This is a genomic window from Acinetobacter sp. SH024 (genome assembly GCF_000163635.1).
Classification (GTDB): domain Bacteria; phylum Pseudomonadota; class Gammaproteobacteria; order Pseudomonadales; family Moraxellaceae; genus Acinetobacter; species Acinetobacter pittii.
In genome coordinates this window covers 1144500-1171343 of sequence record NZ_GG753600.1, presented here as the reverse complement: position 1 = coordinate 1171343, position 26844 = coordinate 1144500, and the positions used below count along the sequence as shown (strand labels likewise).

Sequence of the window (26844 nt, the reverse complement as noted above, 5' to 3'; positions counted from 1 at the left end):
TTTACAGGCATAATGACCAGATGGGGAATACATTCGATTAAGGAAGGCAGAATGACAAAGTCTTACCATTATTCAATCATAACAATAATGGCTTTGCTCAGTGGTTGTCAGGTCATTCATTTAAAAGAAAGTAATTTAAGCAATGCTTTAAAAAGTAAGAATGAAAGTATTTTGACCGACGGCACCTTAAGTCATCAAACCCAAAACTTACTGTATTTGGTCAAAGAAGATGAAAAAACTTGCCTGCAAAATTTTGATGATTGTTTAAAGAAAATTCAGAGCTTGTCCGAAAATAGTAGCCGAGAAGAACGCTATGCTGCGCTGAGTGAAATTTACTTGGCAAAAGCTTTAGATGTCGGGCGTAGTAGCCAGTGTCATGTTATTAATAAAAGTAAGAGTTGCGTTGAGCAAGAGTTAGCGCTGTTCGATAAAAGCTTGCGCTATAGTTATGTCTATTTATTTGATTCTGAAGAGTCGCCGTTTGATCGGGTGTTTGACCATCGCCAAAATCAGGTACGTATTTTTTATAACGTCGCCTTGTCAAAGCTTATGACCACGTATTTTAATCATTTAAATACACATCGTTTTCCGCCATTGCTGAAAGCAAATGGGCATGAGTACCACGTCAATTTTGACCACGCGTTAGATGTACAAAAAATAGAAGTCGATACTTTTCGCTCAAGCTATAACATGAACTTTTCTGGTTTTAATACCGTTAACCGTAAGGATGGTTTGGGGGCAGAGTTTATTGTTGGGCGTAAAGAAAATGATGTGAATCACGGCTTCATTTTAGACCCCGATAATTTTTATGCTCACCAAGCCAATCCTAATATTCACTTACCACGCTTCTTTCCAGCTACTGCCATTGCATATCCAAAACAAAAAGCCACAGCCGATCAGGTCATTGCTGGGGCAGAGTTAGAAATTTCAATGTTCGATCCATATCGACAAGACCGTGTAAAAATTGAAGGTGTGGACTATCCACTGACTGCAAACTATTCGGCTCCTTATGGGCTTTGGTTGTCGAAATATAATTTAGGTGCGGCAGGTTATTGGTCTTTAATTAATAAAGAAGCCAATTTAATCATGCCGCATTTATATATGCTGGAACCTTTTAACCCAAATAAGAAAATTATTGTGTTTGTTCATGGTTTAGCAAGTAGCCCAGAGGCATGGGTGAGCCTAACCAATGACATTATGGGCGATGCTGAATTAAGGAAAAACTATCAGGTTTGGCAGGTGTTTTATTCAACCAATATGCCGATTTTTGAAAGTCGTTTTCAGATTTATTCATTGTTGAATCAGGCTTTTCAAAACATTGCGAAAGACAGTTATGCGGCACACGATGCAGTGTTGGTCGGGCATAGTATGGGCGGTGTGATTAGCCGTTTACTGGTGAGTAATGCCGATATTTCAGAGCAAGCCATACAAAAAATGAATGAAGCGCAGTTAAATCGTTTAAAAGAAAATCCGGTAATTCGTGAGCGTTTTCAGTTCAAGGCTTTGCCATATTTTAATCGAGTTGTTTTTGTTTCGGCACCGCATCATGGTACAGACTACGCTGATCGATGGTTTACCCAAATTGCCCGCCGTATCATTCGTTTGCCAGCTGATTTTTTTATTGCAGTTGAAATGAGAGATGAGAAAAATACAAAACTCAGAAAAGGCTTAATTGAAAATGGGGCGAGTAATTTAAGTCGCTCTTCTAACTTCATGCAGTTGACTCAAGCCATTCAACCATCGCCACAAGTGGTCTATCACTCAATTATGGGTAATATTAATCGGACAACTGATAAGTTAAAAAGCAGTGATGGGATTGTACCGTATCAAAGTTCGCATTTGGGTGGGGAGCAGTCTGAGTTGATCATTAAAGGTGGCCATTCGATTCAAACTAGCCCTGAGGCAATTTTAGAATTACGCCGTATTTTACGATTGCATTTAAAGCAGTCGCAGTCTTCAAAGTAGAGAGTTTTATTCTTAGAAAACCACTGCTGAACTGGGTCAACAGTGGTTGAAATAATTAATTTAGCTGATTTTGTTTGAGCGATTTTTTATGCTCAAAGTAGCTGATTGAAAAAATAACCAAACCGACCAAATACAACACACCAGACAAGAGTAGTAAGTCTAGTCCTGCGGCATAGAGCAACCAAAGCGCATAGATTGAAGCAACGCTTGCAATCGCAATATGAGGTGTACGTTTATGGCGAATGGATTCTTTAAGGTAAAAAGCCGACACCAGAAAATAAGGCAGCAAAATCATGACCGATGAAATCAATAAAAGCTGAGTGTAGTTTTTATTGAAAAAATACACGGCAATGAGTGAGCCTTGCACCACAAGCGTCGTCAGCCAAAGTGATGAGATTGGTACATTATTTTGATTATTCTTTAAAAAAAATTTCGGGAAAGCACCATTTTTTGCAGCCAGAAATGGAATTTCAGTGGCAAATAAAGTCCAACTTAAATAAGAGGATGCAACAGAAATAATGAGTCCAATGGTAATAATGATGGTACCCGGCAAGCCGATCAGTTGCTGCAAAATGGTCGCCATTGATGGGTTATGCATGCCTGCAAGCGCTTCACGACTTGCCACACCATAAGCCAATACGGTCACCATCACGTAAAAACTTAATGCCAGCAAAACACCTAAAATAGTTGCTTTACCAATATCATGACGTTTTTTTGCACGTGATGATAAAACTACAGCACCTTCAATACCGGTAAATACCCAAAGGGTAATCAACATCAGGTCTTTCACTTGCTGCCAAAGTGGAACTTGCAAAGAAAAGTCATGTAAGTTGAGTTTGAACAAATCAAACTTAAAGGCAATGAAGGTAAAGAAGATGAAAACTACCATTGGAATAATTTTGGCAATGGTCGCCAGTAAATTCACAATCGCAGCTTCTTTAATGCCTCGACTTACTAACCAGTGCACCAGCCACACAAAAATGCTTGAGCCAATCAGTGAATAGAGCGTATTACCTTCACCAAAAATAATATGGTCTTTGTTATCGGTAAACATGCCGACGCCTGAAAAGGCAATCACCACATAACCGACAATACCAATGGTAGTACACAACCAATAGCCCCACGCTGAGCAAAACCCGATCAGGTCTCCAAAGCCTTCTCGTGCATAGTTATAAATACCGCCGTCAAGATCTGGTCGTTGACGCGTTAAATGCAACAATGAGAGGGCCAAGAAAATAATACCGACCCCAGTAATGAGCCATGCGACTAGAAGGGCAGAACCATTGGCAACCTGAGCCATATTTTGGGGGAGGCTAAAGACGCCTGACCCCACCATAGAACTAAAGACCAGCGCTGTAAGAGACAATAATCCGATTTTGGCAGCAGACATGGTATTTATTCTTTAAAAAATTGAGAAAGTTCAGCAATGTGTTCTGGCCCGATACCACAGCAACCACCCACTAAACTTGCACCTGCTTGCTGCCATTGTTTAGCAAAACCTAGATAAGCTGGAGCATCTAAGTCTTTACGAATTTCATCCAGACCATCGTTGGCAGTAGCGCTTTCATCTTGCGGTGGGAAAGCATTGGCATAAGCACCAATTTGCACAGACTCTGGAATAAGACCTTTAATTTCATTAATTGCTTGCAAGATCACTTCAGGTTGGCAGCAGTTAAACAACACTGCTTTGGCATTTGATTGTTTGATGAACTCAGCCACTTGCTGCATATTTTCACCAGAACGAAGGAGTGCTTGTTCTTGTTTAATCTCATCTTGCAGCGTAAATGATACCCAATAGTCTTTACCATCTTGTGGTAATAACGCATGTACTGTTTCAACTTCTTTTAAGCACGATTGAGTTTCAGCGAGCCAGAAATCTACTTCTGGTGCCAATGTGTTAATGATCGGCTCAGCAAGGCTTTTAGCTTGTTCAGGTTGGAACAGGTCGGCACGATAAGAACCAAATAACGGTGGTAAGCAGCCTGCGATTTTGACATTTTTACCGCTTTCTTTAACTGCATTTTTTGCCTGTTCAATTGCAACTTTAATTAAACGCACACCGTCAGTTTCAAAGCGTTCTTGTCCAATATGAAATGGCACAACAGCATAGTTATTGGTGGTAATCACTTCTGAACCAGCATTGATAAAATCAAGATGTACTTCTTTTACTGTTTCTGGAGCTTCAATGAGTGCAAGTGCAGACCACTCTGGTTGACGAAACGGAGCGCCACGACGGGCCAATTCACGGCCTAAACCGCCATCTAAAATCTTCATAAATTACAACATAAAGGGAGAAAAAATATTTGATTAATCTAGCGTGTAGATGGATTGTGTTCAATCGCGAATATGCTCGATATATTTCTAAATAAATTAGATTGTTATGAATATTTTTTCTTAAGAGGATTTCTGTAGACGATGTTCAGTTTTACTGATGAACTTCACGTGAAAAAGATGAGGTATTTATTTGAACACATTGAATAAAAAATGATCTTATAACGCGCCAAATTGCTGCCAACTTTCGCCAGTGTGCTGCGTTTTATAATACGCTTTAAGTTGTTCAAGTTGCATAAAATGTATGCCTGACCAAATCAATAAACTAATGAATAATAAAACCTTAGATAAGCTGCGAACTTTTTCTAGGCGAGCAAAAGCTAACAGTACAAAAAATAAGGCAGGTAAAAATATAAAGAATTGAACAGGGGAGAAAAATAAATGAGCAGTACTGAAATATAACGCCGCTGCACTGATGAGCAGATTTAAAACAGAACATAGCTTTTGATATTTACCGAGCTTAAATGCATAAGCGGTGATGGCAAGTAGTACGGCTGAGCTGATGTAAATTGCTGTACCACCAATCATCCATATATAAAAACCGCTTACCAAAAGATAAGCCAGCAGCAAAAAAAGCACGAGCTTAAAACCAGATGACAAAAGGCGAGGTGATGATTTTAAAGGCGTCATAGCGAATCTAAATATCTCAGCTGAGGTCTTAAAAACAAAAGGACGAATCGAAATTCATCCTTTTGGAATTTTATTTATACATCGTCAAACTTAATTTGCTTTTGCAACTGGGGCAGCAGCAGTTTCATCGTTTGCAGCCTTGAACGGAGATGTATAGTTCAAGCCAAGTGTAGAACTTGTGTACTGGCGAACTTTGTCGAGTAACACAGGATCTTTGCTTAAGTCTTGTTTATAAGACACTACAATTTCATGAAGCTTCTGGTTCCACTTACCTTCAGTTTGCTCAGGGAAAGCTTTTTCAAGTAAGTTAAGCATGATGTATGGAGAAGTCGAAGCACCCGGAGACGCACCTAACAATGCAGTTACAGCACCATCTTTAGACGCAAAGATTTCTGTACCGAATTGAAGCGTTGCTGGTTTACCCGGTTCTTTCTTGATGATCTGAACACGTTGACCACCTTGGCTTAAACGCCAGTCTTCAGCTTTCGCATCTGGGTAGTATTTACGAAGTTCATTTAGACGGTCTTCATCTGACATCATGACTTGGCTCACCAAGTATTTAACAAGATCAAGGTTTTCCAAGCCAACAGTGGTCATTGGTAAAACGTTGTTTTTGTTGGTTGATGCAAGTAAATCAAGCTGAGAACCATTTTTCAGGAACTTGTTTGAATACGTTGCAAATGGGCCAAACAATACATATTTTTTACCGTCGATATAACGTGTATCAATATGCGGTACAGACATTGGAGGCGCACCAAGTTCAGCACGGCCATACACTTTTGCTGTGTGTTCAGCAGTAATTTTTGGGTTGTCAGTAATTAAGAACTCACCACCAACAGGGAAGCCAGCATATTGTTTCGCTTCTGGTAAACCAGTAAGTTGCAATAATTTAACTGCTGCACCGCCTGCACCGATAAATACAAAACGTGTTTTAACGTGATCTACTTTACCAGTTTTCAAATTTTTGAAAGACACAGTCCAAGTTTTGTCATCATTTTGGCTGATGCCTGTCACTTCAGTTGATGTCTGTAATTTGAAATTCGGGTTTTGATTTAAATGACCTACTAATTGTTTAGTGATTGAACCATAGTTCACGTCAGAGCCAACATCCATACGGGTCGCGGCAACTTTTTGACTTGGATCACGGTCATTCATGACTAAAGGTGCCCATTGTTTAATCACAGCAGGGTCTTCAGTAAATTTCATACCTTTGAACAACGGGCTTTGAATCATGGCAGCATAACGTTTTTCTAAGAATTGAACGTTATCGCCCCAAACGAAAGCAATATGCGGAACTGGATTAATGAATGATTTCGGTTCAGCTAAAACGCCTTGTTTTACCTGATATGACCAGAACTGTTTAGCAACTTCAAATTGAGAAGCAACTTTTTCAGCTTTGGCAATTTCCATTTTACCGTTTTTCTCTTCGGTATAGTTCATTTCCATAAAGCCAGAGTGGCCTGTTCCGGCATTGTTAAAGCCGTTTGAGCTTTCTTGAGCAACTTGATCAAGACGCTCAAACATACGAATTTGCCAGTTTGGTTCAAGCTCAGTTAAATAAGTACCAAGAGTAGCACTCATGATGCCGCCGCCAACAAGAACAGCATCAACAACTGGCTCATCTTTTGCAGTTTCAACTTGTTTTGACGTTGTTGGTCTAAACAAGAATGCAATACCTGCAATTAGAATAAGAATGATTAATACCAGAAGGTATTTCAAAAACTTTTTCATGTAAGGGGGACCTTAAAATAAGTTATTTGAGTCACTTAAGGTGTGAGGAAACCTAGACAGCGTATCCAGACAAAACGGATATAAATGCGAAAGTAAATTCTCAAAATTAGAGAACTTCGAAAAAAATAAAAATTACTTGGGATTATCGCAAACACTCTATATTTTAGACTAATTTTGCATTGACAAGACAATTTTTATAATAAATGGGGTTCATCAAAATCATAAATATGATTTATATTTAATCAAATTGAGCTTTGAAAAGATAATTTAAGCCAAATATTTTTATTTAAATATTTGAAATCAAATTAATAATTTTAATTTGATTAAAGTTAAATCATTTGAAGAATATTTGCCTATAAAAATCGATTAATTTTTATTTCATATCATATTTATGTAAATAAGCTGCTCGTAAGCGCTCATTTTCTGTCATACATTGTTATTATTAATATTGGTTATATAAAGATTAAATTAAGGGCATATCTCTGCATAAGAAATATGCCCTTTCAGATTTTATGATGCTACATAGAATGGTGCAGTTGAACGTGGTAACGCTTCACGTCCACGAATTTGGTCTGCAATTTTCTCGGCAATCATAATGGTAGTTGCATTTAAGTTACCGGTAATAATGAGCGGCATGATAGAGGCATCGACAACACGTAAACCACGCATACCGTGTACACGACCTTGACCATCTACAACAGCCATTTCATCTTCACCCATCTTGCAGCTACAAGATGGATGGTAAGCTGTTTCTGCATGGTTACGAACAAAGTCATCAAGCTCTGCATCGGTTTGCAAATGTTTGCCCGGACTAATTTCTTCACCACGATATGGGTCAAGTGCAGGTTGCTGCATGATTTCACGAGTAATACGAATTGCATCGCGGAACTCGCGCCAGTCTTGTTCAGTCGACATGTAGTTAAACAAGATACTTGGATGCTCAAATGGATCTTTCGATTTAAGTTTGATACGGCCGCGTGAAGGTGAACGCATTGAACCTACATGAGCCTGGAAACCATGTTCTTTCACTGCATTACTACCGTTGTAGTTAATAGCAACTGGCAAGAAATGATACTGGATATTTGGCCATGTAAATTCATCCGAACTACGGATAAATCCGCCTGCTTCAAACTGGTTACTTGCACCAATACCTGTACCGTTAAATAACCACTCGGCACCAATTGCAGGTTGGTTATACCATTTCAAGGCAGGGTATAAAGAAACAGGTTGCTTACATTTATATTGTAAGTACATTTCTAGATGGTCTTGCAGGTTTTCACCTACGCCCGGCAAATCATGAACCACATCAATGTCCATTGATTTTAAGAAGGTACTTTGACCCACACCTGAACGTTGTAAAATTTGTGGTGACGCAATTGCGCCTGCGCATAGTAAGACTTCGCGTTTAACCAATGCGCGTTGCAAGTTGTTTTGGTCAGCACCAATAATGTATTCAACACCAATGGCTTGCTTTTGATTAAACAATATTTTATTGGTTGTAGCGTGAGTCAGAATGGTCAGGTTTGGACGACCTTTTGCCATATCCAAATAACCACGTGCAGTACTTGAACGGCGACCTTTTGGGGTAACTGTACGGTCCATTGGACCAAAGCCTTCTTGCTGGTAACCATTTAAGTCATCAGTACGCGGGTAACCGGCTTGTACACCAGCTTCAACCATGGCATGGAACAACACATTGTTGCCATTTTTAGGAGTAGCAACGGACACAGGACCATTGCCGCCATGGTAGTCATTTTCACCAATGTCACGGGTTTCGGCTTTTTTGTAGTATGGCAAACAGTCGGCATAAGACCAGTTTTCAAGGCCCTTATGTGTTGCCCATTGTTCTAGATCCATTGCATTACCGCGGATATAGCACATGCCGTTAATTAAAGATGAACCCCCTAAACCTTTACCACGACCACATTCCATACGGCGGTTATTCATGTGTGGCTCAGGATCAGTTAAATAAGCCCAGTTATAGCGACGGCCTTGAAGAGGGTAGGCCAAAGCTGCCGGCATTTGTGTACGGAAATCCAAGCGATAATCTGGTCCACCCGCTTCTAATAATAAAACGGTGGTATCTTTGTCTTCAGTAAGACGCGCAGCGAGTACATTTCCGGCAGATCCTGCGCCAATAATAATGTAATCATATTCTTTAATATTCATAACTATCCTTTTTTTACTAACAGTTTGCCTGAGCAATCTATAAAGACTGCTCGGCATATGTGATTTAGGTTGAAGTGTTTAAAGCGATGGAGGCATTAAAAAATGCTTTGATAATCGCCAAGTTCAACTTGAATAGATTTGATACGAGTATAGTGCCCAAGCGTAGTTAAGCCATTTTCGCGGCCTACACCAGATTGTTTATAGCCACCGACTGGCATCTCGGCAGGCGATTCACCCCACGTGTTAATCCAGCAAATACCTGCTTCAATTTGGTGAATAATGCGATGAGCACGGCTGATGTCTTGAGTAACCACGCCGGCAGCTAAACCAAAGGTGGTATCGTTGGCACGACGGATGACTTCTTCTTCGGTTTCATAGCTTAAAATGCTCATGACAGGTCCAAAAATTTCTTCTTGAACAATCGCCATCTGGTCAGTGCAGTCGCTAAATACCGTCGGTAGTACATAAGCGCCTTTTGCAAGTTCGCCTTCTGTTGCGCGGCAACCGCCAATTAACACTTTAGCGCCTTGTTGTTTGCCTGACTCAATGAAAGACAACACTTTTTCCATGTGAGGGAAGCTAGTGAGTGGACCGAAGTTGGTGTCTTCAGCCATTGGGTCGCCAATGCGAATACGTTTTACACGCTCTACAACGGCTTTTTCAAAGTCGGCTAGAAGTGATTTTGGAACAAATACACGCGTACCGTTGGTACATACTTGACCTGAGCTAAAGAAGTTCGCCATGACTGCAATATCTGCTGCACGGTTCAGGTCGGCATCTTCACAAATAATCAGTGGAGATTTACCACCGAGTTCCATGGTCACTTCTTTAAGCGTAGAACCAGCAGCACTTGCCATGACTTTTTTGCCAGTTTCCACACCGCCAGTGAATGAGATTTTTTCAATCACAGGATGTTCAGTGAGCCACTGACCAATTTCACGACCAGGACCTTGCACCACGTTAAATACGCCGTCTGGAACGCCAGCTTCTGTATAGATTTCTGCAAGTTTAAATGCAGTGAGTGGAGTGGTTTCGCTTGGCTTGAAAATCATGGCATTACCCGCAGCAAGGGCAGGGGCAGATTTCCATAAAGCAATTTGAATTGGATAGTTCCAAGCACCAATACCAGCAACCACACCTAACGGTTCACGGCGTGTATAAAAGAAACTTGATTCGCGAAGTGGAACTTGTTCACCTTGAATGGCTGTTGCAAGTCCTGCGTAGTATTCGAGTACATCTGCGCCAGTCACAATGTCGACTGTAGATGTTTCGCTAAAAGCTTTACCTGTGTCGAGTGTTTCAAGACGGGCAAGCTCATCATTACGTTCACGAAGAATGTCGACAGCACGACGTAAAATACGCGAACGTTCCATGGCAGTCATGGCAGCCCAGATTTTTTGTCCTTGTTGGGCACTTTGTACAGCAGCTTCAATATCTTGTTCAGAAGCTTGCTGAAGAGTCGCGATTGTCTCGCCGTTGGCAGGGTTAATACTATTAAATGTTTTACCACTGGTTGCTTTAACGTAGCGTCCATGGATATACAATTGATGAACTTGTACATCACTCATTTTGTCTCTCCTGCAAAGGCTTGTTCGCAAATTGCAATTGCGTTTGTACATAATCGTAAGCAATGGAACGAGCAAGATTGCTGTCAAATTCGTTATGACGGCTTAAACTGCCTCGTAACCATAATCCATCAATCAATGCTGCCAAACCTCTAGCGGCAACACTGGCCTGTTGTTCATCCATTAACTTAAGAAAATAAAACTTTAAGTTGGAGTACAGGCGTTGATCATTAATCTTTTGTAAGCGGCTTAAGTCTGGTACATGCATACTTGCTGACCAAAAGTCCAACCAGACCCGCATTGCTTTTTCATTGACCTGACTAATGTCAAAGTTAGAGTCGATAATGGCCTTAATCTGGCTCTCTGGATGCGAATCTGCTTCTGCTCTGTACTGTTCGGTTTTACGACGCAGAACATTTAACATTTCTTGCATGCAGGTATTTATCAACCCTTGTTTGTCGCCAAAATAATGGCTAACAATGCCGGTCGACAGCTCGGCTTTTTTTGCAATTTGTGCAATGGTGGTATTAGATAACCCCACTTCATAAATTACGTCGAGTGCAGCGTTCATGATTTCTTCACGTCGCACATGTTCTGGTTTTACTCTGCGTTTTGTCATGGTTGTCCACATCAGCACTTTTAGTGGTGCTTAAAATTCAACATGTTAACTTGCAGAGCATCATAGCACTTTTTTATCATACTTGTTATTGATTGAACGTTCAATCAATAACAAGTATGATATGTAAAAATCAATGAATTTTTGAACAAGCTTCTAAAAATAAAGAGGTGAAATCAAAGGTTCTTAAGGATAGGATGATGCGCATAAGTACATTACTTATCACGTTATTTTGAGAAAAATACACCGATTGCAAGGAGCAATAAGATGGTGTTGAAAAGTGATGGATATTCTTCAGACCATATTCGGTTAAATCGTTTCGTATTTTGGAGTTCAGCAATCAGTATCGGTATTTTTGGCCTGCTTTTTGTGCTGTTTCCAGAAAAAAGTCAGTTTTGGCTGACCTATGTACAAGTGCAAGTAAATCACTTTTTTGGGTGGTATTACATGCTGGTTATTGTGCTGTGTCTGGGTTTTGTTGGTTGGCTCGCTTTTTCAAAAGTAGGGCAGATTCCTTTGGGAAAAGATGACGACAAACCAGAGTTTAGTTATTTGGCTTGGACTTCAATGCTGTTTTCGGCAGGGATTGGTATTGCGCTACTTTATTATGGTGTGGCCGAACCGGTTGACCATTTTTTAAGACCGCCAGAAGGCGAGGCAGGAACGATTCAGGCAGCCCGTAATGCGATGACTTATAGCTTTTTGCATTGGGGGATTCATGGCTGGGTGCTCTATGCATTGCTCGGAGTTACTTTAGGCTACTTTGCTTTTAGACAAAACTTGCCATTAGCACTTCGCTCGGCGCTTTACCCAATTTTTGGAGAGCGAGTACATGGCTTGGTGGGTGATTTTGTCGATGGTTTTGGAATTTTAGCGACGGTTATTTCCTTAGTCACCAACTTGGGAATCGGAGCATTAGTGCTGGTATCGGGCATTTGTTACTTACTGCCGCAAATTCCGGATAACTCAGCGACCTTAATTACTGCCGTGCTCATCATGATGTTCGTTGCGACGATTACGACAGTGGTTGGTATTGAAAAAGGTTTAGCATGGTTGTCGCGTATTAATTTACGTCTGCTGTATGCCTTACTTTTATTTGTATTTTTAACGGGTCCGACTAACCATTTATTAAATGGTCTGGTACAAAATACGGGCGATTATCTCAATAATTTTATTGGTAAAAGTTTTGATATGTATTTGTACAATCAAAAAGCCAGTGGCTGGTTGGGTTCGTGGACCGTATTTTATTGGGCTTGGTGGATTGCTTGGGCGCCTTTTGTCGGTATGTTTATTGCCCGTATTTCAAAAGGACGTACCATTCGTGAAGTTGTATTGGGTGTATGCCTGATTCCACTAGGCTTTACATTGGCTTGGATTTCAGTTTTTGGAAACACTGCAATTTATTTTATCTTGCAGCAAAAACAGAAAGTATTAGGTGATATGGTCTTAACTGATCCAGCATTATCTTTATTTAAATTACTCGAATATCTGCCGTTTAATCCGTACGTTGCGGGTATTGTTGTTGTAATTTGTTTCGTTTTATTTTTGACACCAGTTGGCTCTGGTACACTAATGATCGCTAATTTGTCCTCAAAAGGGGGCACCAATGATAGTGATTCACCGATCTGGTTACGCGTCTTTTGGTCTGTGGTAATTACCATTGTAAGTATTGGCTTGCTATTAGCCGGTAGTTTTAACTCCATGCAAAGTGCTGTGGTGTTATGTGGTTTACCATTTTCAGTCATTATTTTGCTCTATATGTTTGGTTTAGCCAAAGCGTTAAAGCAAGATGATTTTGACCCTCAATTAGTGAAAAAACAGTTAGCTGTTTCAAAAGACATTTCAGTCCCATCGAACTGTGGACAGAATAAAGTGACCGAGGTTTTATAACCTCAATCGATCACATCTATATATTATTTTTTTGCGTTTAAAGTCGTCTTTTCATTGTTTTAAATAAGAGTGAAAAGACGAAATTAAATATTTTGTTTTTATTTTATTCCTTGAGGATTGTATGGCAACAGATAATCCAAGAGCAGTTGATGATTTAACATTATCTAAATCTAAAAAAGACCCGCTCAACCGTGTGGTTTTTTATTTTTCAGCTGTACTTATTTTAATTTTTTCTCTCGTCACGTTTTTGTTCAACGATTTTGCAAATCGAGTCATGAATGCCGTGCTTCAGTGGGTGACTTCAACCTTTGGTTGGTATTATCTGCTCGCCGCAACATTATATATGGCCTTCGTGATTTTTATTGCCTGCTCAAGATATGGCAGTATCAAATTAGGACCTAAGCATTCAAAGCCTGAGTTTAGTTTACTGAGTTGGTCTGCCATGCTGTTCTCTGCTGGTATTGGTATCGACCTCATGTTCTTCTCGGTCGCTGAACCACTATCTCATTATATGCAACCTCCGGTCGGAGCAGGTCAAACCTATGAAGCAGCACGCCAAAGTATGGTTTGGACATTGTTTCACTATGGTTTAACAGGCTGGTGTATGTATGCCTTGATTGGTATGTCATTGGGATACTTTAGCTATCGTTATAATTTGCCGCTTACCATTCGTTCTGCACTTTACCCAATTTTCGGGAACAGAATTAATGGTGCGATTGGGCATAGTGTTGATACAGCTGCCGTGATCGGGACAATTTTTGGTATTGCAACAACCTGCGGGATTGGAGTAGTACAGCTGAATTACGGCCTACATGTGTTATTGGGGTTACCAGAAAATATCTGGATGCAATTTATCCTGATTGCTGTTGCAGTGGGTATTAGTATTATTTCGGTGACATCTGGGGTTAATAAAGGCCTGCGGATTTTATCTGAAATCAATATTTATGTTTCGGTCGGGTTATTGCTGTTTATTTTATTCTTGGGAAATACTGAGTTTTTACTCAATGCCCTTGTCCAAAATATTGGTGACTATTTAACTCGTTTCCCTGCTTTAGCATTACAAAGTTTTGCTTTTGAACAGCCTAAAGAGTGGATGAGTAGTTGGACTTTCTTCTTCTGGGCGTGGTGGATTGCGTGGTCTCCATTTGTAGGACTCTTTTTGGCACGTATCTCAAGAGGACGTACCATTCGTGAGTTTGTATGCGGTACCTTAATTATTCCACTTCTATTTACACTTACGTGGTTATCTATTTTTGGTAATAGTGCTCTGCATAGCGTTATTTTTGAAGGCAATCAAACCTTAGCAGCGACTGTGTTAGCAAATCCGGCTCATGGTTTTTATGACCTGTTAGCGCAATATCCGGGCTTTACCTTTATCGCTTCAATTGCCACCGTAACAGGACTTTTGTTCTACGTGACTTCTGCCGATTCAGGAGCTCTGGTTTTAGGTAACTTCACCACTAAACTCACGAATATCGATAATGATGCTCCACGTTGGTTAAGCGTGTTTTGGGCAGTGGCGATTGGTTTACTCACATTAGCCATGCTCATGACCAACGGCATTACAGCCTTGCAAAACGCAACTATTATTATGGGTTTGCCGTTTAGTTTTGTGATGTTCCTTGTGATGGCAGGGCTTTATAAGTCACTCAGACTTGAAGATTACAGGCATGCTAGTCGCAGTATGAATGCGGCACCAGTGGTAGGGAACGTTGATATTCTGAACTGGAAACAGCGTTTAACTCGAGTCATGCATCATCCGGGAACCACTGAAACACAGCGCATGCTAGATACGGTGTGTTTGCCAGCTGTTCAGGCTGTTGCTGATGAGTTGATTAAGCAGGGTATGAATGTGGACGTGCAGCAAACCCCGCTTGAAGATGAAGATACGCTTTACCATTTAGATCTGACTATCCATTTGGAAGAAGAGCAAAACTTTGTTTATCAGATCTGGCCTGTACGCTATAGCGCGCCGAACTTCAGTCAGCGTGTAAAACGAGGCAAACAGTTCTATTTCCGACTTGAAACCTATCTTTATGACGGCTCGCAAGATAACGATCTGGTTGGCTACAGTAAAGAACAGGTCATTAACGATATTTTAGATAAATATGAAAGACATATGACGTTCTTACATATTAATCGTATTAGCCCCGGGAATCGTCCATTGTTCCCAGATCCACAAGCTTAAGAGGAAAATGCATGGCTTCTCCTTATCTACATTCTTTTGCTTTATTTTTCTCGTTGCTCAATCCATTTTTAATGAGCATTTATATGATTGGCCTGATCCGCCATTCAGAAGCCAAGGTGTTTAATAAAGCACTGATTCAGGGAAGTTTGATTGCTTTTGTCGTATTCATGCTATTTGCATGGGGCGGCGAAACAATTTTTAGTAAATATCTGAATGTACGTTTTGAAGCCTTTCAGATTTTTGGAGGCCTTATCTTTTTGGTGATTGGCTACCGCTATGTGTTTCAGGGTGCCGACACCATTGGAGAAATGCGTGGTGCTCCAGAACATCTGGCTGGCACCATTGCCATGCCGTTTATGATCGGTCCAGGGACTATTAGCGCTGCGGTAGTCACAGGAATTGAAATGTCAATTGGTGAAGCAGCCCTAGTGATTGCCTTCACTTTGTTTTTAACTTGCAGTATTTTGATTTTAATGAAATTTTCACATGATCATTTACGCTATAAACATGCCAAGCATATCGACCGCTATTTTGATATTGTTGGGCGTTTATCTGCTTTATTAATTGGTACGATCGCCATTGATATGATCATTAATGGTGTGACAGGCGTCATTAATAAAGTTTAGCAAGTCACTCATAACAACCTGCTATGCCATTGAACATGGAATAAAATGGCATAGCATCTTCTAAAAAATTCTAAGATAAATAAAACAGCTTTAAAAAATAACTTTAAAAATAGTGTCTTAAAAAATTAAATTTTAAAAAACAATCAAAGATATTAAAAAATACAATGCTATGTTGTGGATTTAAGCATGTTTTTTTTGTGAATTATCAACCATAATGTTGACTGAGCTTGTTTTAAGACAGAGTTGAGCTATGCCTACATTAGATGAAATGACCACAGCAACTGATGATCAGTCTGAATTGACGATGTCAGTTTTGATGACGCCTGATATGGCAAATTTTTCAGGTAATGTTCATGGTGGTACGATTCTAAAACTACTAGACCAAGTCGCTTATGCTTGCGCAAGTCGTTATTCGGGTGGCTACGTGGTGACTTTATCTGTAGATAAAGTAAATTTTAAAGAACCTATTTATGTAGGTGAGCTGGTGACCTTCTTGGCAAGTGTGAACCATGTAGGTCGTACTTCAATGGAAGTCGGAATCCGTGTTGAAGCGCAAAATATCCAGAAGCGGACAGTGCGCCATACCAATAGCTGTTATTTCACGATGGTTGCTGTTGATGAACAGGGCAAGCCATGTGAAGTACCTCAATTAAATCTCAATACAGAATGGAAGCGTTGCCGCTTTGAAGCTGCTGAGCATCGTAAGGTTTTACGTCTGCAAGAAAACCACAACCCATCTTGTAGCATGTATAAGAAAACTTCTTAAAAAAAATACATCGAATTAAAAAAGGATCGAACCGCAGCATGGTTCGATCCTTTTCTTCTTTACCAAAATTCAGCGTCCATTTTTCATTTCAGTAAAATTATCTCTGAGCTTGGAGGAGAATGCTGAGAGAATTAACGAGCTGCAGGAGCAGCTTCAGAAGCAGAACCTACAGCATCAGATGCAGCATTTGCAGTGTTTGCTTGTTCTTGAGTTGAAACAACAACTTTTTCTTCACCAGCAGTGTTATGTGCTTGGTCGTGCTTAGAAGCAGCAAAAGTTGAAGCAGCAGTTAAAGCAAGTGTAGTAGCGAGTAAAGTTTTAGCTAATTTCATTTTATGGCATCCTTAAATTTCATTTAAAAATAAATTAAACCTAATCGTTCATACATACCTGAAACCTGTATGGCTGAATGACTAAGCTAGGACACATGCTAAGCCGAGCTTGGTATTACATCAATTAACTTAACAATCTATTACGGCTATCTTAACAATATGAAATATACGGGTCATTTATGTGAGCAATCTGTAAAATAAAAGGGCTTAAATAAACCTTAAAATGTGAAAAAATATTTCTTATCGAATGAAAAAAGATCAACTTTGTTACGTAAACCTAACACTCTGGCATGAATTGTGAATGCGCCTAAATAGAATATTCCGTTTGAATTATAATTATCCAGAGTTAATATAGATTTTAAATGAGATGTATGTCACATATTAACTATTTTGGCCTGATAATTGAAAAGTATATCTTCAAAGTGAAAAATCATTTTCATGCTACTTAAACAGTGATATATCTTTCTTAGTTTTTTGAACCTTGTTGATTTGAGCCGCTTGTGAAACTGATTGCCCCAAAAACTGTTCCTACCCATATTATTTCCGGTTTTTTAGGGGCAGGAAAAACCACATTATTACAGCATTTATTAAGCCAAAAGCCTAAAGATGAGGTTTGGGCTGTATTAATGAATGAGTTTGGACAAATTGGAGTAGACCAACAACTCTTACCTCAAGATGAAGGATATGCAGTCAAAGAACTATTAGGCGGTTGTTTATGTTGTAGCAGTCAATTGCCGATGCATATTGCTTTAGCCCGTCTATTGAGTGAACAAAAGCCAGATCGACTCTTTATTGAACCGACTGGACTTGGACATCCTTCTCAGTTATTTGACCAACTGACTGAGCCTCATTGGCAAAGTAGTTTAGCCATGCGAGCACTGATTACGGTGGTAGATGGCAGTCGTTTACACGATACCAATTGGGTTAAACAAAACCTTTATGAAGATCAGTTAAAAGCTGCCCAAATTGTGGTGGTGTCACATACCGATGTGATGACTTTTGAAGATGATCAAGCGCTTGAGTTATTAAAAGACGAATACCAGCCTTATCACCAAGAGTGGATTAAAACTGAACATGGTCAGTTAGCGTTAAATAAAATTGATGTAGCTGCTCGTTTAACTGAGCGATTTATACAACCTTTACTTAAACTTCAAAAACAAATGACTGAAACCGAGGTTAAGAAGGAAATTCAGCAATTACCTTATCATTATGTCGAGTCGGCACAAGGCTATATTGTGGCAGGTTGGAAATTACCTAAACGCTGGAAATTCGATTTTTATAATTTGCTAGATTTATTATGTGCGCAGCAAGACTGGCTTCGAATTAAGGGAATTTTTAACACAGATCAAGGGTGGAAAGTTTTTAACTTTAATCCTGATCAGTTTAATTATAAGTCTGGTGAAGAGGGCATTGATAACCGTATTGAAATCATTAGCGAACATAACCATGATTGGTTAGCTTTTGAAACAGCATTACTTGCCTGTCAGCTTGAAGAATAGAGAACATTAAACCAAAAGTAATTCAATGTTCTCTGAAGAGTGGGATTAAGGTTTGCTATCTAACACAGCTTTAGCTTGCGCATGGTCAATATCTTTTTCCCAGTGAGCAATCACTACGGTCGCGACACAGTTACCAATTAAGTTGGTACAGGCACGAATAATTCCGATAAACCAGTCGACTGAAAGTAGAAGCACTAAGCCAATTGCAGGGAGACTTGGTATCACTGAAAGCGTGGCTGCAAGAATAACTAAAGCCGAGCCGGGAATGCCGTGCGCCCCTTTAGATGTGATGAGTGAAACCAGCAAAATAGCCAGTAAGTCATGCATAGACAAATTAATATTGCAGGCCTGTGCAATAAAGATCACGCCTAAAGTTAAGTAAATTGAAAAGCCATCTAGATTAAATGAATAACCAGTTGGAATAACCAGACCGACAGTTGAATCTTTAATTCCCAAATTTTTGAGTTTTTTCATAATTTGAGGAAGAACAGAGTCAGAAGAAGCGGTACCTAAAACAATAGCGAGTTCATCTTTAAAATAGCCCACAAATTTGAAAATGTTGAGACCGGCAAGTTTTAAAATCGAACCTAAAACAATAACGACAAATAAAATGCAGGTTGCATAAAACAGTAAAATTAAATAACCCAATTGTAAGAGTGAATCTAAACCAAATTTAGCAGTGGTATAGGCGACTGAACCGAATACACCAATTGGAGCTAAACGAATAATAAGTCCCATAATTTTAAAGAAGACTTCCGAAAAAGCTTCAAGCGCTTGACGTACCAGCTCTGCTAAATGTTTAGGAATTAAAAGTAGGGAAACACCAAATAAAATAGCGATCAATAAAACCTGTAAAATATCGCCGTTTGCAAAAGCAGCAGTGAAGGTCTTCGGAATAATATTGAGTAGAAATTCCGAACCCGTATGCATCTCGTGGGCACGTTCGGTATACGTACTTAAATCTTTTGCATCTAAATGGCTAATATCGATATTCATACCGACGCCCGGTTTAAATACATAAGCCACAATAATGCCTAAAATTAAGGCAATACTGGTGACCACTTCAAAATAAAGAATGGTTTTTGCACCGACTTTGCCCATTTTTTTAATGTCGTTTGCACCATAGATTCCCAGTACAACCACACAAAACACAATTGGTGCAATCAGCATCTTAATTAAAGAAATAAAACCATCACCTAATGGCTTTAGAGAAAGGGAGAAATCATGAAAGCCGATTCCAACTGCAACCCCAAGAAAGAGAGCACAAAGAACCTGTAAAAATAAACTACGCTTGAGCTTTAGCCACATAAGTCATCAATTTTAGCAAGAGGAAAATATCTCTCTCTAAAGCAAAAAGCCGGCCAACTATAAAATAAGCTGAGTGTTTTGGAAGAATATGCAAATTTCACATGACTATGCTTTGGATTGTTCAGTTTTTTTATAATTTCTTATCCAAAATCGAGTATCCTTAGCGCCAAATTTTGGGACATATTAATCATGGCGCTTAAAGCAACAATTTATAAGGCAGACTTGAATATTGCCAATATGGATTACCATATTTATGGTGATTATCAACTGACGCTTGCCTTGCATCCTTCGGAAACTTTAGAACGCTTAATGGTTCGTTTGATGGCCTTTGCTCGTTTCGCAAGTGATGAGCTTGAGTTTACTAAAGACCTTTTTGAAACTGACGAGCCAGCGTTATGGCAAAAAGATTTAACGGGTCAGTTAGAAACATGGATTGAAGTTGGTTTGCCATCTGAAGATAAAGTCAAAAAAGCCAGTGCACGTTGTAAAACAGTGGCGATTGTTGTTTATGGCACACAAGTCGAAGACTGGTGGAAACGAAACAGTAAAATTAAAACGTTAAGTAACGTTCAGGTTTGGCAAATTGCCCCTCAAAGTACAGTAGAGCTAGAGCAACTGTGTGAACGTACGATGCAGCTTCAATTAAATGTCATGGACAACGAGTGGACGCTTTTAGGTGAAAAGGGCCAGGCAACTGTTGTGTGGACACAGTTACAGTAACACAGAAAAGCGCAACAAATTCTACAGATTCAGTTGGTACACTAATGTACCAACTGCGATTTTAAAGATTCAGATTAAGGGGTAAACCATGTCAAATGAATTGGAAATTATCGATTTAAAAGTAGGCGAGGGTAAAGAGGCTGTTAAAGGCGCTTTAATCACGACTCACTATACAGGTTGGTTAGAAGATGGCACAAAATTCGATTCTTCAATTGACCGCGGTAATTATTTTGAATGTGTGATTGGAACAGGCCGTGTAATTAAAGGCTGGGACCAAGGCATTATGGGAATGAAAGTTGGCGGCAAGCGTAAATTAATCGTACCTGCTCATTTAGCTTATGGCGAGCGTAAAATGGGTAAGATTATCCCAGCTAATTCTAATTTAATTTTTGAAATTGAATTATTCGATGTCAAAACTCGTGACTAGTGAAGAACTTAAAGCCCTTTAGAGGGCTTTCTTGTTTATATGAGCTTTAAATATAAATACATTATTAATTTATATTTTAGCTTTATGAATATTTAAGATTATTTTCAGATTATTTGATTATAAATGCTAACTGAAAAACTGTTCATTTGTGGGCAGGATGATATTAAGACCAAATTTCAAAAAAGTTTGCGTTCTAAAAATCAAACTTCGCATAAATAATCTATATTGTTATTGAGACGCTATTTCATGATTATCCGCTTTGCATCTCCTTTGTTGAACATATCACTTGGCTTGGCTTTGGCTGGCTTGTCGGGTATGGCATTAGCCAAACCACCTAAACTGGACGCATCAACACTTACGGTGATTGGTTATCATGAAATTACCGATACTAAAAATGCATTAATTCCTCAATATGCAGTAACGACGCAACAATTTACACAGCATGTTGAATGGCTGCAAAAAAATGGATTCCATTTTATTACGGTTGATCAGTTGATCCGTGCTCATCAAGGTAAATTTCAACTACCTACAAAACCTGTTCTATTAACTGTAGACGATGGTTATCAATCTTTTTATCAAAATGCTTATCCTATTATTAAAGCTAAAAAAATTCCGGTTGTTCTAGCTGTCGTAGGTTCATGGTTAGAGCCAAAAGCAGGGCAGAAAGTCGATTTTTCAGGGGAAGAAATTCCACGTGACAAAATCTTAAGCTGGCCTGAGCTGAAAGAGATGCAAGATAGTGGCTTTGTTGAGATCGCAAGCCATAGCTATCATTTGCACCGTGGTATTACAGGCAACCCACAAGGCAACTCTGAACCTGCTGCAACAACTCGTTTTTATGATGTAAAAACTCAAACTTACGAGAACGATGCACAATATCAGTCACGTATCTATAACGACTTAAAGAAAAATAACGAACTACTAAAAGCACACGGCTTACGTTCACCACGTATTATGGTCTGGCCTTATGGTCGCTATAATATGCAAACTGTTCAAATTGCTAAAAAGCTGGGTATGCCAATTACCATTACACTTGATGATGGGGCTGATCACGCAAAACAATCTCTACAAAATATGAGCCGTATTTTGGTAGAAGGCGATATGACGACTGATGATTTGGCTCAAGAAATTAAAAATCGTGAATTGAATTTAACGGATAACAATCGTCCGCAAAAAATTATGCATATCGATCTGGACTATATTTATGATCCAGACCCGAAACAGCAAGAGCGTAATCTAGGTCACTTATTAGACCGAATTAATGCGATGGGTGTAAATACTGTCTATTTACAAGCATTTTCAGATCCAGATGCCAATGGCTCTGCCGATATGGTTTATTTCCCGAACCGTCACCTTCCAATGCGTGCCGACTTGTTTAACCGTGTAGCATGGCAAATTCAAACCCGTACGCCTGTAAGTCGTATTTATGCATGGATGCCTTTATTGGCATGGGAACTACCAAAAACTGATCCAGTTTCTAAAGATTTGGTAGTGACTCAGCAGGCAAAATCTGGTGAACACCTCAACATGGGGTATATCCGTTTAAGTCCGTTCTCAGCAGACGCACGCCAAACTATTCGTGAGATTTATCAAGATTTGGCTAAGTCATCTTCATTTAACGGAATTTTATTCCATGACGACGTCACCTTATCTGACTATGAAGATGCAAGCCCAGATGCCTTAAAAGCTTATGCGAAACAAGGTTTACCTACAGATTTGGCAAAAATTCGCGATAACGATCAAGATTTGCAAAAGTGGACTGCATATAAGACAAAATATCTAGATGATTTTGCAATGCAACTTGTTGATGACGTGCGACAATATGAACCGTTCTTGCTCACCGCACGTAACTTATATGCGCAAGTTGCTTTAAAACCATATGCAGAAAACTGGTATTCACAATCGCTTGAAGAGTCGTTAAAACGCTATGACTTTACGGCTATTATGGCAATGCCGTATATGGAACAGGTCGATAACTCTGATCAATTCTATAAAGACATGATTGATCGTGTGAAACAATATCCAAATGGCATTAAGAAAACTGTTTTTGAATTACAGGCAACCGACTGGCGTAAAAACGAAAAGGTACCTTCAACTGAAATGGCCGCAACAATTCATTCTCTTTATCAGCAAGGTGTAATGCATGTCGGATATTACCCAGATGACCCAATTAAAGATCAACCGGATGTGGACACTATGCATAAAGCATTTGCTGAAAAATCATCTCGTCTTGTGCCGTAGTTGAGGCTAAAACATGACAATCTTTGCTGCAATATGGTCGCATGCCTTAAAATTCGTTTTCTATTATCCATTATTCATGTCGTATTTATGGATGATTGGCGCGATCATTTTCTATTGGAAAGAACGTCAGGCTCCGCCTTACGATCAACCTGCTCCATTAGAGAGTTATCCAAAAGTCGCTGTGTTAATTCCTTGTTTTAATGAAGGGGATAATGCAGAAGAAACCATTAGCCATGCGTTAAAACTGGACTATCCTCATTTTGAAGTGATTGCGATTAATGATGGTAGCTCGGACAATACAGGCGAGGTACTCGACCGTTTAGCAGCACAACATGAAAAACTCCGTATTGTTCATTTGGCTCAAAACCAAGGTAAAGCCATGGGGTTGCAAGCCGGAAGCTTAATGACCGATGCCGAGTTTTTAATTGGTATTGATGGGGATGCTTTACTTGATCCTCATGCAGCAAAGTGGATGATTCGTCATTTTCAGGAAAATCCAACAGTTGCAGCTGTGACGGGTAACCCACGTATCCGTACTCGCTCAACTTTATTAGGGCGTATTCAGGTCGGTGAGTTTTCTTCGATTGTCGGCATGATTAAACGTGCACAACGTACCTTTGGACGCTTATTTACCGTATCGGGTGTAATTACCGCTTTTCGTAAGAGCGCTGTTCACCAAGTGGACTATTGGTCACCAAATATGTTGACTGAAGATATCGATATTACGTGGAAATTGCAGCGTGCAGGCTGGGACATTCGTTTTGAACCGAATGCCTTAGTCTGGATTTTAATGCCTGAAACTTTAAACGGTTTGTGGAAACAACGTTTACGTTGGGCTATGGGTGGAGCACAAGTATTAATTAAAAATATTGATGTGTTCACTAAGCCAAAATTAAATTTTTTATGGCCATTAATGTTTGAGCTGTGCTTAACCTTAGTTTGGTCATATTTAATGCTCGCGATGGCTTTATTATGGTTGGTACATTTTATTTTACCAGTCCCTGCTTTAGCCGTTGTGAGCTCTCCATTTTTACCGTATGGTAGCGGTATTTTATTGGGGGCGACTTGTCTCATTCAGTTTGCTTTAAGCAAATGGATGGATAGTCGTTATGAACCACATCTAGGAAAAAACTATTTCTGGATGATCTGGTATCCATTGGTCTTTTGGCTAATCACCATCTCGGCAACTATTGTGGCATTTCCGAAAGTTTTAAAACGTGGAGATGAGAAACGTGCGCGTTGGGTGAGCCCGGATCGGGGCATTCGTGGATGAAATGCAAGAGTCATGAGATTTTAAAGATCGTGCTGTATTGATGTCTGGGGAAAACCGCAGCACTTCGTTAGGTAAAGAGAGAAATGAAGACAAATTCGTTGATTATTGATTTACGCCGTCAATTACCATGGCATAAACGCTATGCTTCTACAACAAGCACGGCCATGATGTGGGCGGTTTGGTTGTTGCTGTGGCGTCCATTTGTACTGATCTGGGTATTGGCTGAACTCCAAAAAACACATTTAGTTCACCGTTTGTTTAGTGCCTTTGGTTTGGGCATTGAACATGGCATTACTGCGTTAATTGCTTGTGCAATTTGCTTATTGTTGTGGAGTCATGTGCTGCCTGAGCATCGTGTTGGCGGTAATGCGCTTAAAGCAAAACAGACAGATGATTATGCGCGCTATTTTGATTTACCTGAACATGAAATTGAGCAGGGACGTAGTCAGAAAATTACAGTCGTTCACCATGATGAATTAGGTAAAATCGTTAGAGTTGAATAAAGAAGATTAATGAAAATTAATGAAAAAAGCCCGCATCATGTGGGCTTTTTTTACGCTAATTTCAGTATATCCATAAGTTTTAAACTGTAGAGTGCAGTGCTTGTGCGGGTATTATTTACCTTTGAAAACAGGCGGTCTTTTTTGCAACATGGCAAACACACCTTCTTGAACATCTTCTGTGGTGAGTAAAGGCTGAAGATGACCCTGTAATTGGCTAAAAGCAGTTTCATAACCTTCATTAATGGCTTCGCGAGCAGAGGCGAGAGTCGCTTTTACAGCAAGAGGAGCAGCTTGCGAAACATATTCAGCAAGTTCTATTGCACGGTTGAGCTGAGAGCCTTCTGGGCATATTTCGGTAATCAGGTTCATGTCAAATGCTGCTTTTGCATCGAAAAAGTCACCAGTGAGTAAATAACGCATGGCTTTGGCCCAGCCTGCGGCTTGAGTAAAACGTGCAGTAGCTCCGCCAAAAGGTAAGATGCCACGTTGAACTTCCATTTGAGCAAATTGTGTATTTTCACTCGCAATCGTAATATCTGCGTTAAGAAATAGTTCTATACCAGCGGTATAACAATAACCTTGTACCGCTACTATCAAAGGTTTACTGAGCTTTTGGCCGATTGTGCCCCAAGGGTTAATCTCATTTTCACTAAAATCAAAAACACCTGTAGCGAGTTTAGGTTGTAACTCAACTAGGTCTAAACCAGCTGTAAAATGATCGCCATGAGCAAAAATAACCGCGCAGCGCAGGGCATCATTATTTTCATATTCAGTGAGTGCTAGTGATAAGTCTTTGATCATGTGACTATCAAAAGCATTACGTTTTGCTGCCCGATCTAGACCAATTAAAAAAATATGCCCGCGAGTTTCACGGCTGACTTTTCCTTCTTGATTTGACATATTGTCATGCTCTTTATTTGTCTTTAATCATGTTTTAAACAATCATTTAAAAACTAGCAAATATAATTTGTTGATGACTCGATCAGTATTTCTTTTGTCTATGTATTGAAGTAAATCAAATTCATGCGAAAGGACCAATCCTAAGATAACTTTAATTTCCATCATTTATTTAAATTAGCAGTTTGCTTAGCTTTATATTTTTCTCATAATACCTCGTCAAATTGATCTCAATAAGCAGCTGTTTTATGTCACCTCTAGAAATCTTTGCGGTCTTGATTAGCCTGATTGGAGTCGGATTAACGGTAATCCGTAATATGTGGTGTTGGCTGTTTAATTTCTTTGCCTTTGTTTTATATGCGTATTTGTTTTACGAATTTAAGCTATATGGCGAAACGATTTTGCAGTTCTTTTTTATGGTGGTAAATTTTTATGGCTTTTACTACTGGCTTAAAGGAAAGCAGCAAGATCACGATATTCGAATTGAACCGATTGCAGTTCAAACCGCTATCATCCAAATGATTATTGCTGCGGTAGGTGGTTTGCTTTTTGGCTTAATTCTTAAAAACTTTACCGATGCAGCAGTTCCTATGCTCGACTCACAACTTGCCGCATTTAGTTTGCTCGCAACGTATTGGACTAGCCGAAAACATATTGCGACTTGGATACTTTGGGTATTTGTCGATATTATTTATGTCGGGATGTTCATCTATAAAGATTTATTTTTAACAGCTGCGTTATATGCAGCATTTGTTATGATGGCCGCTTATGGTTGGTATCAATGGGAAAAAGTTAAAAAGAAACAGCTTTTAGCCTCAAACCAGCTTTAATTTGGAGAGCGATCATGTTGTTGAGCTTAGAGGTTTATAAACAACAACAGTTTGATCAAATGGCTGCAAAAATAATGGCCAAGCCAAAAGAATATTGTGAATTTAATTCTGTATCTGATTTTTATAACGCTGCATGGCTCAACGGTTTTCCACAAGGTAGCCAGATTTCAGCTACTGGTTTAGATGATGGTGCTGAAGAGTTTTATGCAGTTATTCAGTTTAAACAACAGTATTTGAAATTTGATATTAAAGAAAATAATTCGACAATTATCTTTCAGGATATGAATGGGAATGTTTTAAAAAGTAATTTTTGATTTATAAAATAAAATCTAAAAAA

General features: G+C 39.4%; 23 protein-coding genes. 13 read left to right on the top strand and 10 right to left on the bottom strand.

Annotated elements, in window-relative coordinates; translation table 11 throughout:
* The first annotated feature begins 51 nt into the window (after positions 1-51).
* Complete coding sequence (locus HMPREF0013_RS11330) at positions 52-1965, top strand: esterase/lipase family protein (protein WP_005803059.1); 1914 nt, start codon at positions 52-54, stop codon at positions 1963-1965.
* 55 nt (positions 1966-2020) lie between these two features.
* On the opposite strand, the gene HMPREF0013_RS11325 is transcribed toward HMPREF0013_RS11330, so the two are convergent.
* The 7 genes from HMPREF0013_RS11325 to betI form a co-directional block, all read right to left on the bottom strand.
* A complete protein-coding gene (locus HMPREF0013_RS11325) occupies positions 2021-3355 on the bottom strand; it encodes a basic amino acid/polyamine antiporter (protein ID WP_005803057.1) in 1335 nt (444 codons plus the stop codon).
* Positions 3356-3360: 5 nt separating this feature from the next.
* The gene (locus HMPREF0013_RS11320) at positions 3361-4239 is read right to left on the bottom strand and encodes a homocysteine S-methyltransferase family protein (RefSeq protein ID WP_005803054.1); all 879 of its coding nucleotides are present in this window, start codon (positions 4237-4239) and stop codon (positions 3361-3363) included.
* A 216-nt stretch (positions 4240-4455) separates the two neighbouring features.
* Positions 4456-4926 (bottom strand): hypothetical protein, encoded by a 471-nt coding sequence (locus HMPREF0013_RS0105295; protein WP_005803052.1) that lies wholly within the window; start codon positions 4924-4926, stop codon positions 4456-4458.
* A gap of 90 nt (positions 4927-5016) precedes the next feature.
* A complete protein-coding gene (gene mqo / locus HMPREF0013_RS11315; RefSeq protein ID WP_017387098.1) occupies positions 5017-6657 on the bottom strand; it encodes a malate dehydrogenase (quinone) in 1641 nt (546 codons plus the stop codon).
* A gap of 510 nt (positions 6658-7167) precedes the next feature.
* Positions 7168-8826: a choline dehydrogenase gene (gene betA / locus HMPREF0013_RS0105290; RefSeq protein ID WP_017481348.1), complete on the bottom strand. Its 1659-nt coding sequence runs from the start codon at positions 8824-8826 to the stop codon at positions 7168-7170.
* Between the two features lie 95 nt (positions 8827-8921).
* On the bottom strand, positions 8922-10394 hold the full coding sequence (betB, locus tag HMPREF0013_RS0105285) for a betaine-aldehyde dehydrogenase (RefSeq protein WP_017481349.1): 1473 nt from the start codon (positions 10392-10394) through the stop codon (positions 8922-8924).
* The gene (betI, locus tag HMPREF0013_RS11310) at positions 10387-11010 is read right to left on the bottom strand and encodes a transcriptional regulator BetI (RefSeq protein WP_005070763.1); all 624 of its coding nucleotides are present in this window, start codon (positions 11008-11010) and stop codon (positions 10387-10389) included. Before betI ends, betB begins: the two co-directional genes overlap by 8 nt.
* A gap of 264 nt (positions 11011-11274) precedes the next feature.
* On the opposite strand from betI, the gene HMPREF0013_RS11305 reads away from it, so the two are divergent.
* The 4 genes from HMPREF0013_RS11305 to HMPREF0013_RS11290 all read left to right on the top strand — a co-directional run bounded on the left by HMPREF0013_RS11305 (position 11275) and on the right by HMPREF0013_RS11290 (position 16477).
* Positions 11275-12897, top strand: a complete 1623-nt coding sequence (locus tag HMPREF0013_RS11305; RefSeq protein ID WP_005803045.1) for a BCCT family transporter — start codon at positions 11275-11277, stop codon at positions 12895-12897.
* 121 nt (positions 12898-13018) lie between these two features.
* Entirely contained in the window at positions 13019-15085 is a 2067-nt protein-coding gene (locus HMPREF0013_RS11300; RefSeq protein ID WP_005803043.1) for a choline transporter, read from the top strand.
* An 11-nt stretch (positions 15086-15096) separates the two neighbouring features.
* Positions 15097-15711: a MarC family protein gene (locus HMPREF0013_RS11295; protein WP_002117499.1), complete on the top strand. Its 615-nt coding sequence runs from the start codon at positions 15097-15099 to the stop codon at positions 15709-15711.
* A 250-nt stretch (positions 15712-15961) separates the two neighbouring features.
* The gene (locus tag HMPREF0013_RS11290; protein WP_005070756.1) at positions 15962-16477 is read left to right on the top strand and encodes an acyl-CoA thioesterase; all 516 of its coding nucleotides are present in this window, start codon (positions 15962-15964) and stop codon (positions 16475-16477) included.
* A 131-nt stretch (positions 16478-16608) separates the two neighbouring features.
* On the opposite strand, the gene HMPREF0013_RS11285 is transcribed toward HMPREF0013_RS11290, so the two are convergent.
* Positions 16609-16809, bottom strand: a complete 201-nt coding sequence (locus HMPREF0013_RS11285; protein WP_005803041.1) for a hypothetical protein — start codon at positions 16807-16809, stop codon at positions 16609-16611.
* 500 nt (positions 16810-17309) lie between these two features.
* On the opposite strand from HMPREF0013_RS11285, the gene HMPREF0013_RS11280 reads away from it, so the two are divergent.
* Positions 17310-18308: a CobW family GTP-binding protein gene (locus tag HMPREF0013_RS11280; protein WP_005803039.1), complete on the top strand. Its 999-nt coding sequence runs from the start codon at positions 17310-17312 to the stop codon at positions 18306-18308.
* A gap of 45 nt (positions 18309-18353) precedes the next feature.
* Here HMPREF0013_RS11280 and dctA read toward each other — a convergent pair whose 3' ends face one another.
* The gene (gene dctA, locus HMPREF0013_RS11275) at positions 18354-19616 is read right to left on the bottom strand and encodes a C4-dicarboxylate transporter DctA (protein ID WP_025464111.1); all 1263 of its coding nucleotides are present in this window, start codon (positions 19614-19616) and stop codon (positions 18354-18356) included.
* A gap of 189 nt (positions 19617-19805) precedes the next feature.
* Between dctA and HMPREF0013_RS11270 the strand changes: the two genes are divergently transcribed.
* From HMPREF0013_RS11270 to pgaD, 5 genes are all read left to right on the top strand, one after another.
* Positions 19806-20336, top strand: coding sequence for a YaeQ family protein (locus HMPREF0013_RS11270; protein WP_005803035.1), 531 nt, complete (start codon positions 19806-19808; stop codon positions 20334-20336).
* Between the two features lie 88 nt (positions 20337-20424).
* Positions 20425-20763, top strand: a complete 339-nt coding sequence (locus HMPREF0013_RS11265) for an FKBP-type peptidyl-prolyl cis-trans isomerase (RefSeq protein WP_002117532.1) — start codon at positions 20425-20427, stop codon at positions 20761-20763.
* A gap of 246 nt (positions 20764-21009) precedes the next feature.
* Entirely contained in the window at positions 21010-23004 is a 1995-nt protein-coding gene (gene pgaB, locus HMPREF0013_RS11260) for a poly-beta-1,6-N-acetyl-D-glucosamine N-deacetylase PgaB (RefSeq protein WP_005803033.1), read from the top strand.
* A gap of 13 nt (positions 23005-23017) precedes the next feature.
* Complete coding sequence (pgaC, locus tag HMPREF0013_RS11255; RefSeq protein WP_005803031.1) at positions 23018-24277, top strand: poly-beta-1,6-N-acetyl-D-glucosamine synthase; 1260 nt, start codon at positions 23018-23020, stop codon at positions 24275-24277.
* Positions 24278-24360: 83 nt separating this feature from the next.
* Complete coding sequence (pgaD, locus tag HMPREF0013_RS11250; protein WP_002117522.1) at positions 24361-24780, top strand: poly-beta-1,6-N-acetyl-D-glucosamine biosynthesis protein PgaD; 420 nt, start codon at positions 24361-24363, stop codon at positions 24778-24780.
* Positions 24781-24891: 111 nt separating this feature from the next.
* On the opposite strand, the gene HMPREF0013_RS11245 is transcribed toward pgaD, so the two are convergent.
* The gene (locus HMPREF0013_RS11245; RefSeq protein WP_005803029.1) at positions 24892-25680 is read right to left on the bottom strand and encodes a crotonase/enoyl-CoA hydratase family protein; all 789 of its coding nucleotides are present in this window, start codon (positions 25678-25680) and stop codon (positions 24892-24894) included.
* 245 nt (positions 25681-25925) lie between these two features.
* Here HMPREF0013_RS11245 and pnuC point away from each other — a divergent pair, with 245 nt between their 5' ends.
* Together pnuC and HMPREF0013_RS11235 are read left to right on the top strand one after the other, a co-directional pair.
* Complete coding sequence (gene pnuC, locus HMPREF0013_RS11240; RefSeq protein WP_005803027.1) at positions 25926-26507, top strand: nicotinamide riboside transporter PnuC; 582 nt, start codon at positions 25926-25928, stop codon at positions 26505-26507.
* A gap of 14 nt (positions 26508-26521) precedes the next feature.
* Positions 26522-26821: a hypothetical protein gene (locus tag HMPREF0013_RS11235; RefSeq protein ID WP_005803025.1), complete on the top strand. Its 300-nt coding sequence runs from the start codon at positions 26522-26524 to the stop codon at positions 26819-26821.
* The last annotated feature ends 23 nt before the right edge of the window (positions 26822-26844 follow it).

Coding starts and splice junctions, on each gene's coding strand:
- HMPREF0013_RS11330 (WP_005803059.1), top strand. CDS start 52: ATGACAAAGTCTTACCATTATTCAATCATAACAATAATGGCTTTGCTC.
- HMPREF0013_RS11325 (WP_005803057.1), bottom strand. CDS start 3,355: ATGTCTGCTGCCAAAATCGGATTATTGTCTCTTACAGCGCTGGTCTTT.
- HMPREF0013_RS11320 (WP_005803054.1), bottom strand. CDS start 4,239: ATGAAGATTTTAGATGGCGGTTTAGGCCGTGAATTGGCCCGTCGTGGC.
- HMPREF0013_RS0105295 (WP_005803052.1), bottom strand. CDS start 4,926: ATGACGCCTTTAAAATCATCACCTCGCCTTTTGTCATCTGGTTTTAAG.
- mqo (WP_017387098.1), bottom strand. CDS start 6,657: ATGAAAAAGTTTTTGAAATACCTTCTGGTATTAATCATTCTTATTCTA.
- betA (WP_017481348.1), bottom strand. CDS start 8,826: ATGAATATTAAAGAATATGATTACATTATTATTGGCGCAGGATCTGCC.
- betB (WP_017481349.1), bottom strand. CDS start 10,394: ATGAGTGATGTACAAGTTCATCAATTGTATATCCATGGACGCTACGTT.
- betI (WP_005070763.1), bottom strand. CDS start 11,010: ATGACAAAACGCAGAGTAAAACCAGAACATGTGCGACGTGAAGAAATC.
- HMPREF0013_RS11305 (WP_005803045.1), top strand. CDS start 11,275: ATGGTGTTGAAAAGTGATGGATATTCTTCAGACCATATTCGGTTAAAT.
- HMPREF0013_RS11300 (WP_005803043.1), top strand. CDS start 13,019: ATGGCAACAGATAATCCAAGAGCAGTTGATGATTTAACATTATCTAAA.
- HMPREF0013_RS11295 (WP_002117499.1), top strand. CDS start 15,097: ATGGCTTCTCCTTATCTACATTCTTTTGCTTTATTTTTCTCGTTGCTC.
- HMPREF0013_RS11290 (WP_005070756.1), top strand. CDS start 15,962: ATGCCTACATTAGATGAAATGACCACAGCAACTGATGATCAGTCTGAA.
- HMPREF0013_RS11285 (WP_005803041.1), bottom strand. CDS start 16,809: ATGAAATTAGCTAAAACTTTACTCGCTACTACACTTGCTTTAACTGCT.
- dctA (WP_025464111.1), bottom strand. CDS start 19,616: ATGTGGCTAAAGCTCAAGCGTAGTTTATTTTTACAGGTTCTTTGTGCT.
- HMPREF0013_RS11270 (WP_005803035.1), top strand. CDS start 19,806: ATGGCGCTTAAAGCAACAATTTATAAGGCAGACTTGAATATTGCCAAT.
- HMPREF0013_RS11265 (WP_002117532.1), top strand. CDS start 20,425: ATGTCAAATGAATTGGAAATTATCGATTTAAAAGTAGGCGAGGGTAAA.
- pgaB (WP_005803033.1), top strand. CDS start 21,010: ATGATTATCCGCTTTGCATCTCCTTTGTTGAACATATCACTTGGCTTG.
- pgaC (WP_005803031.1), top strand. CDS start 23,018: ATGACAATCTTTGCTGCAATATGGTCGCATGCCTTAAAATTCGTTTTC.
- pgaD (WP_002117522.1), top strand. CDS start 24,361: ATGAAGACAAATTCGTTGATTATTGATTTACGCCGTCAATTACCATGG.
- HMPREF0013_RS11245 (WP_005803029.1), bottom strand. CDS start 25,680: ATGTCAAATCAAGAAGGAAAAGTCAGCCGTGAAACTCGCGGGCATATT.
- pnuC (WP_005803027.1), top strand. CDS start 25,926: ATGTCACCTCTAGAAATCTTTGCGGTCTTGATTAGCCTGATTGGAGTC.
- HMPREF0013_RS11235 (WP_005803025.1), top strand. CDS start 26,522: ATGTTGTTGAGCTTAGAGGTTTATAAACAACAACAGTTTGATCAAATG.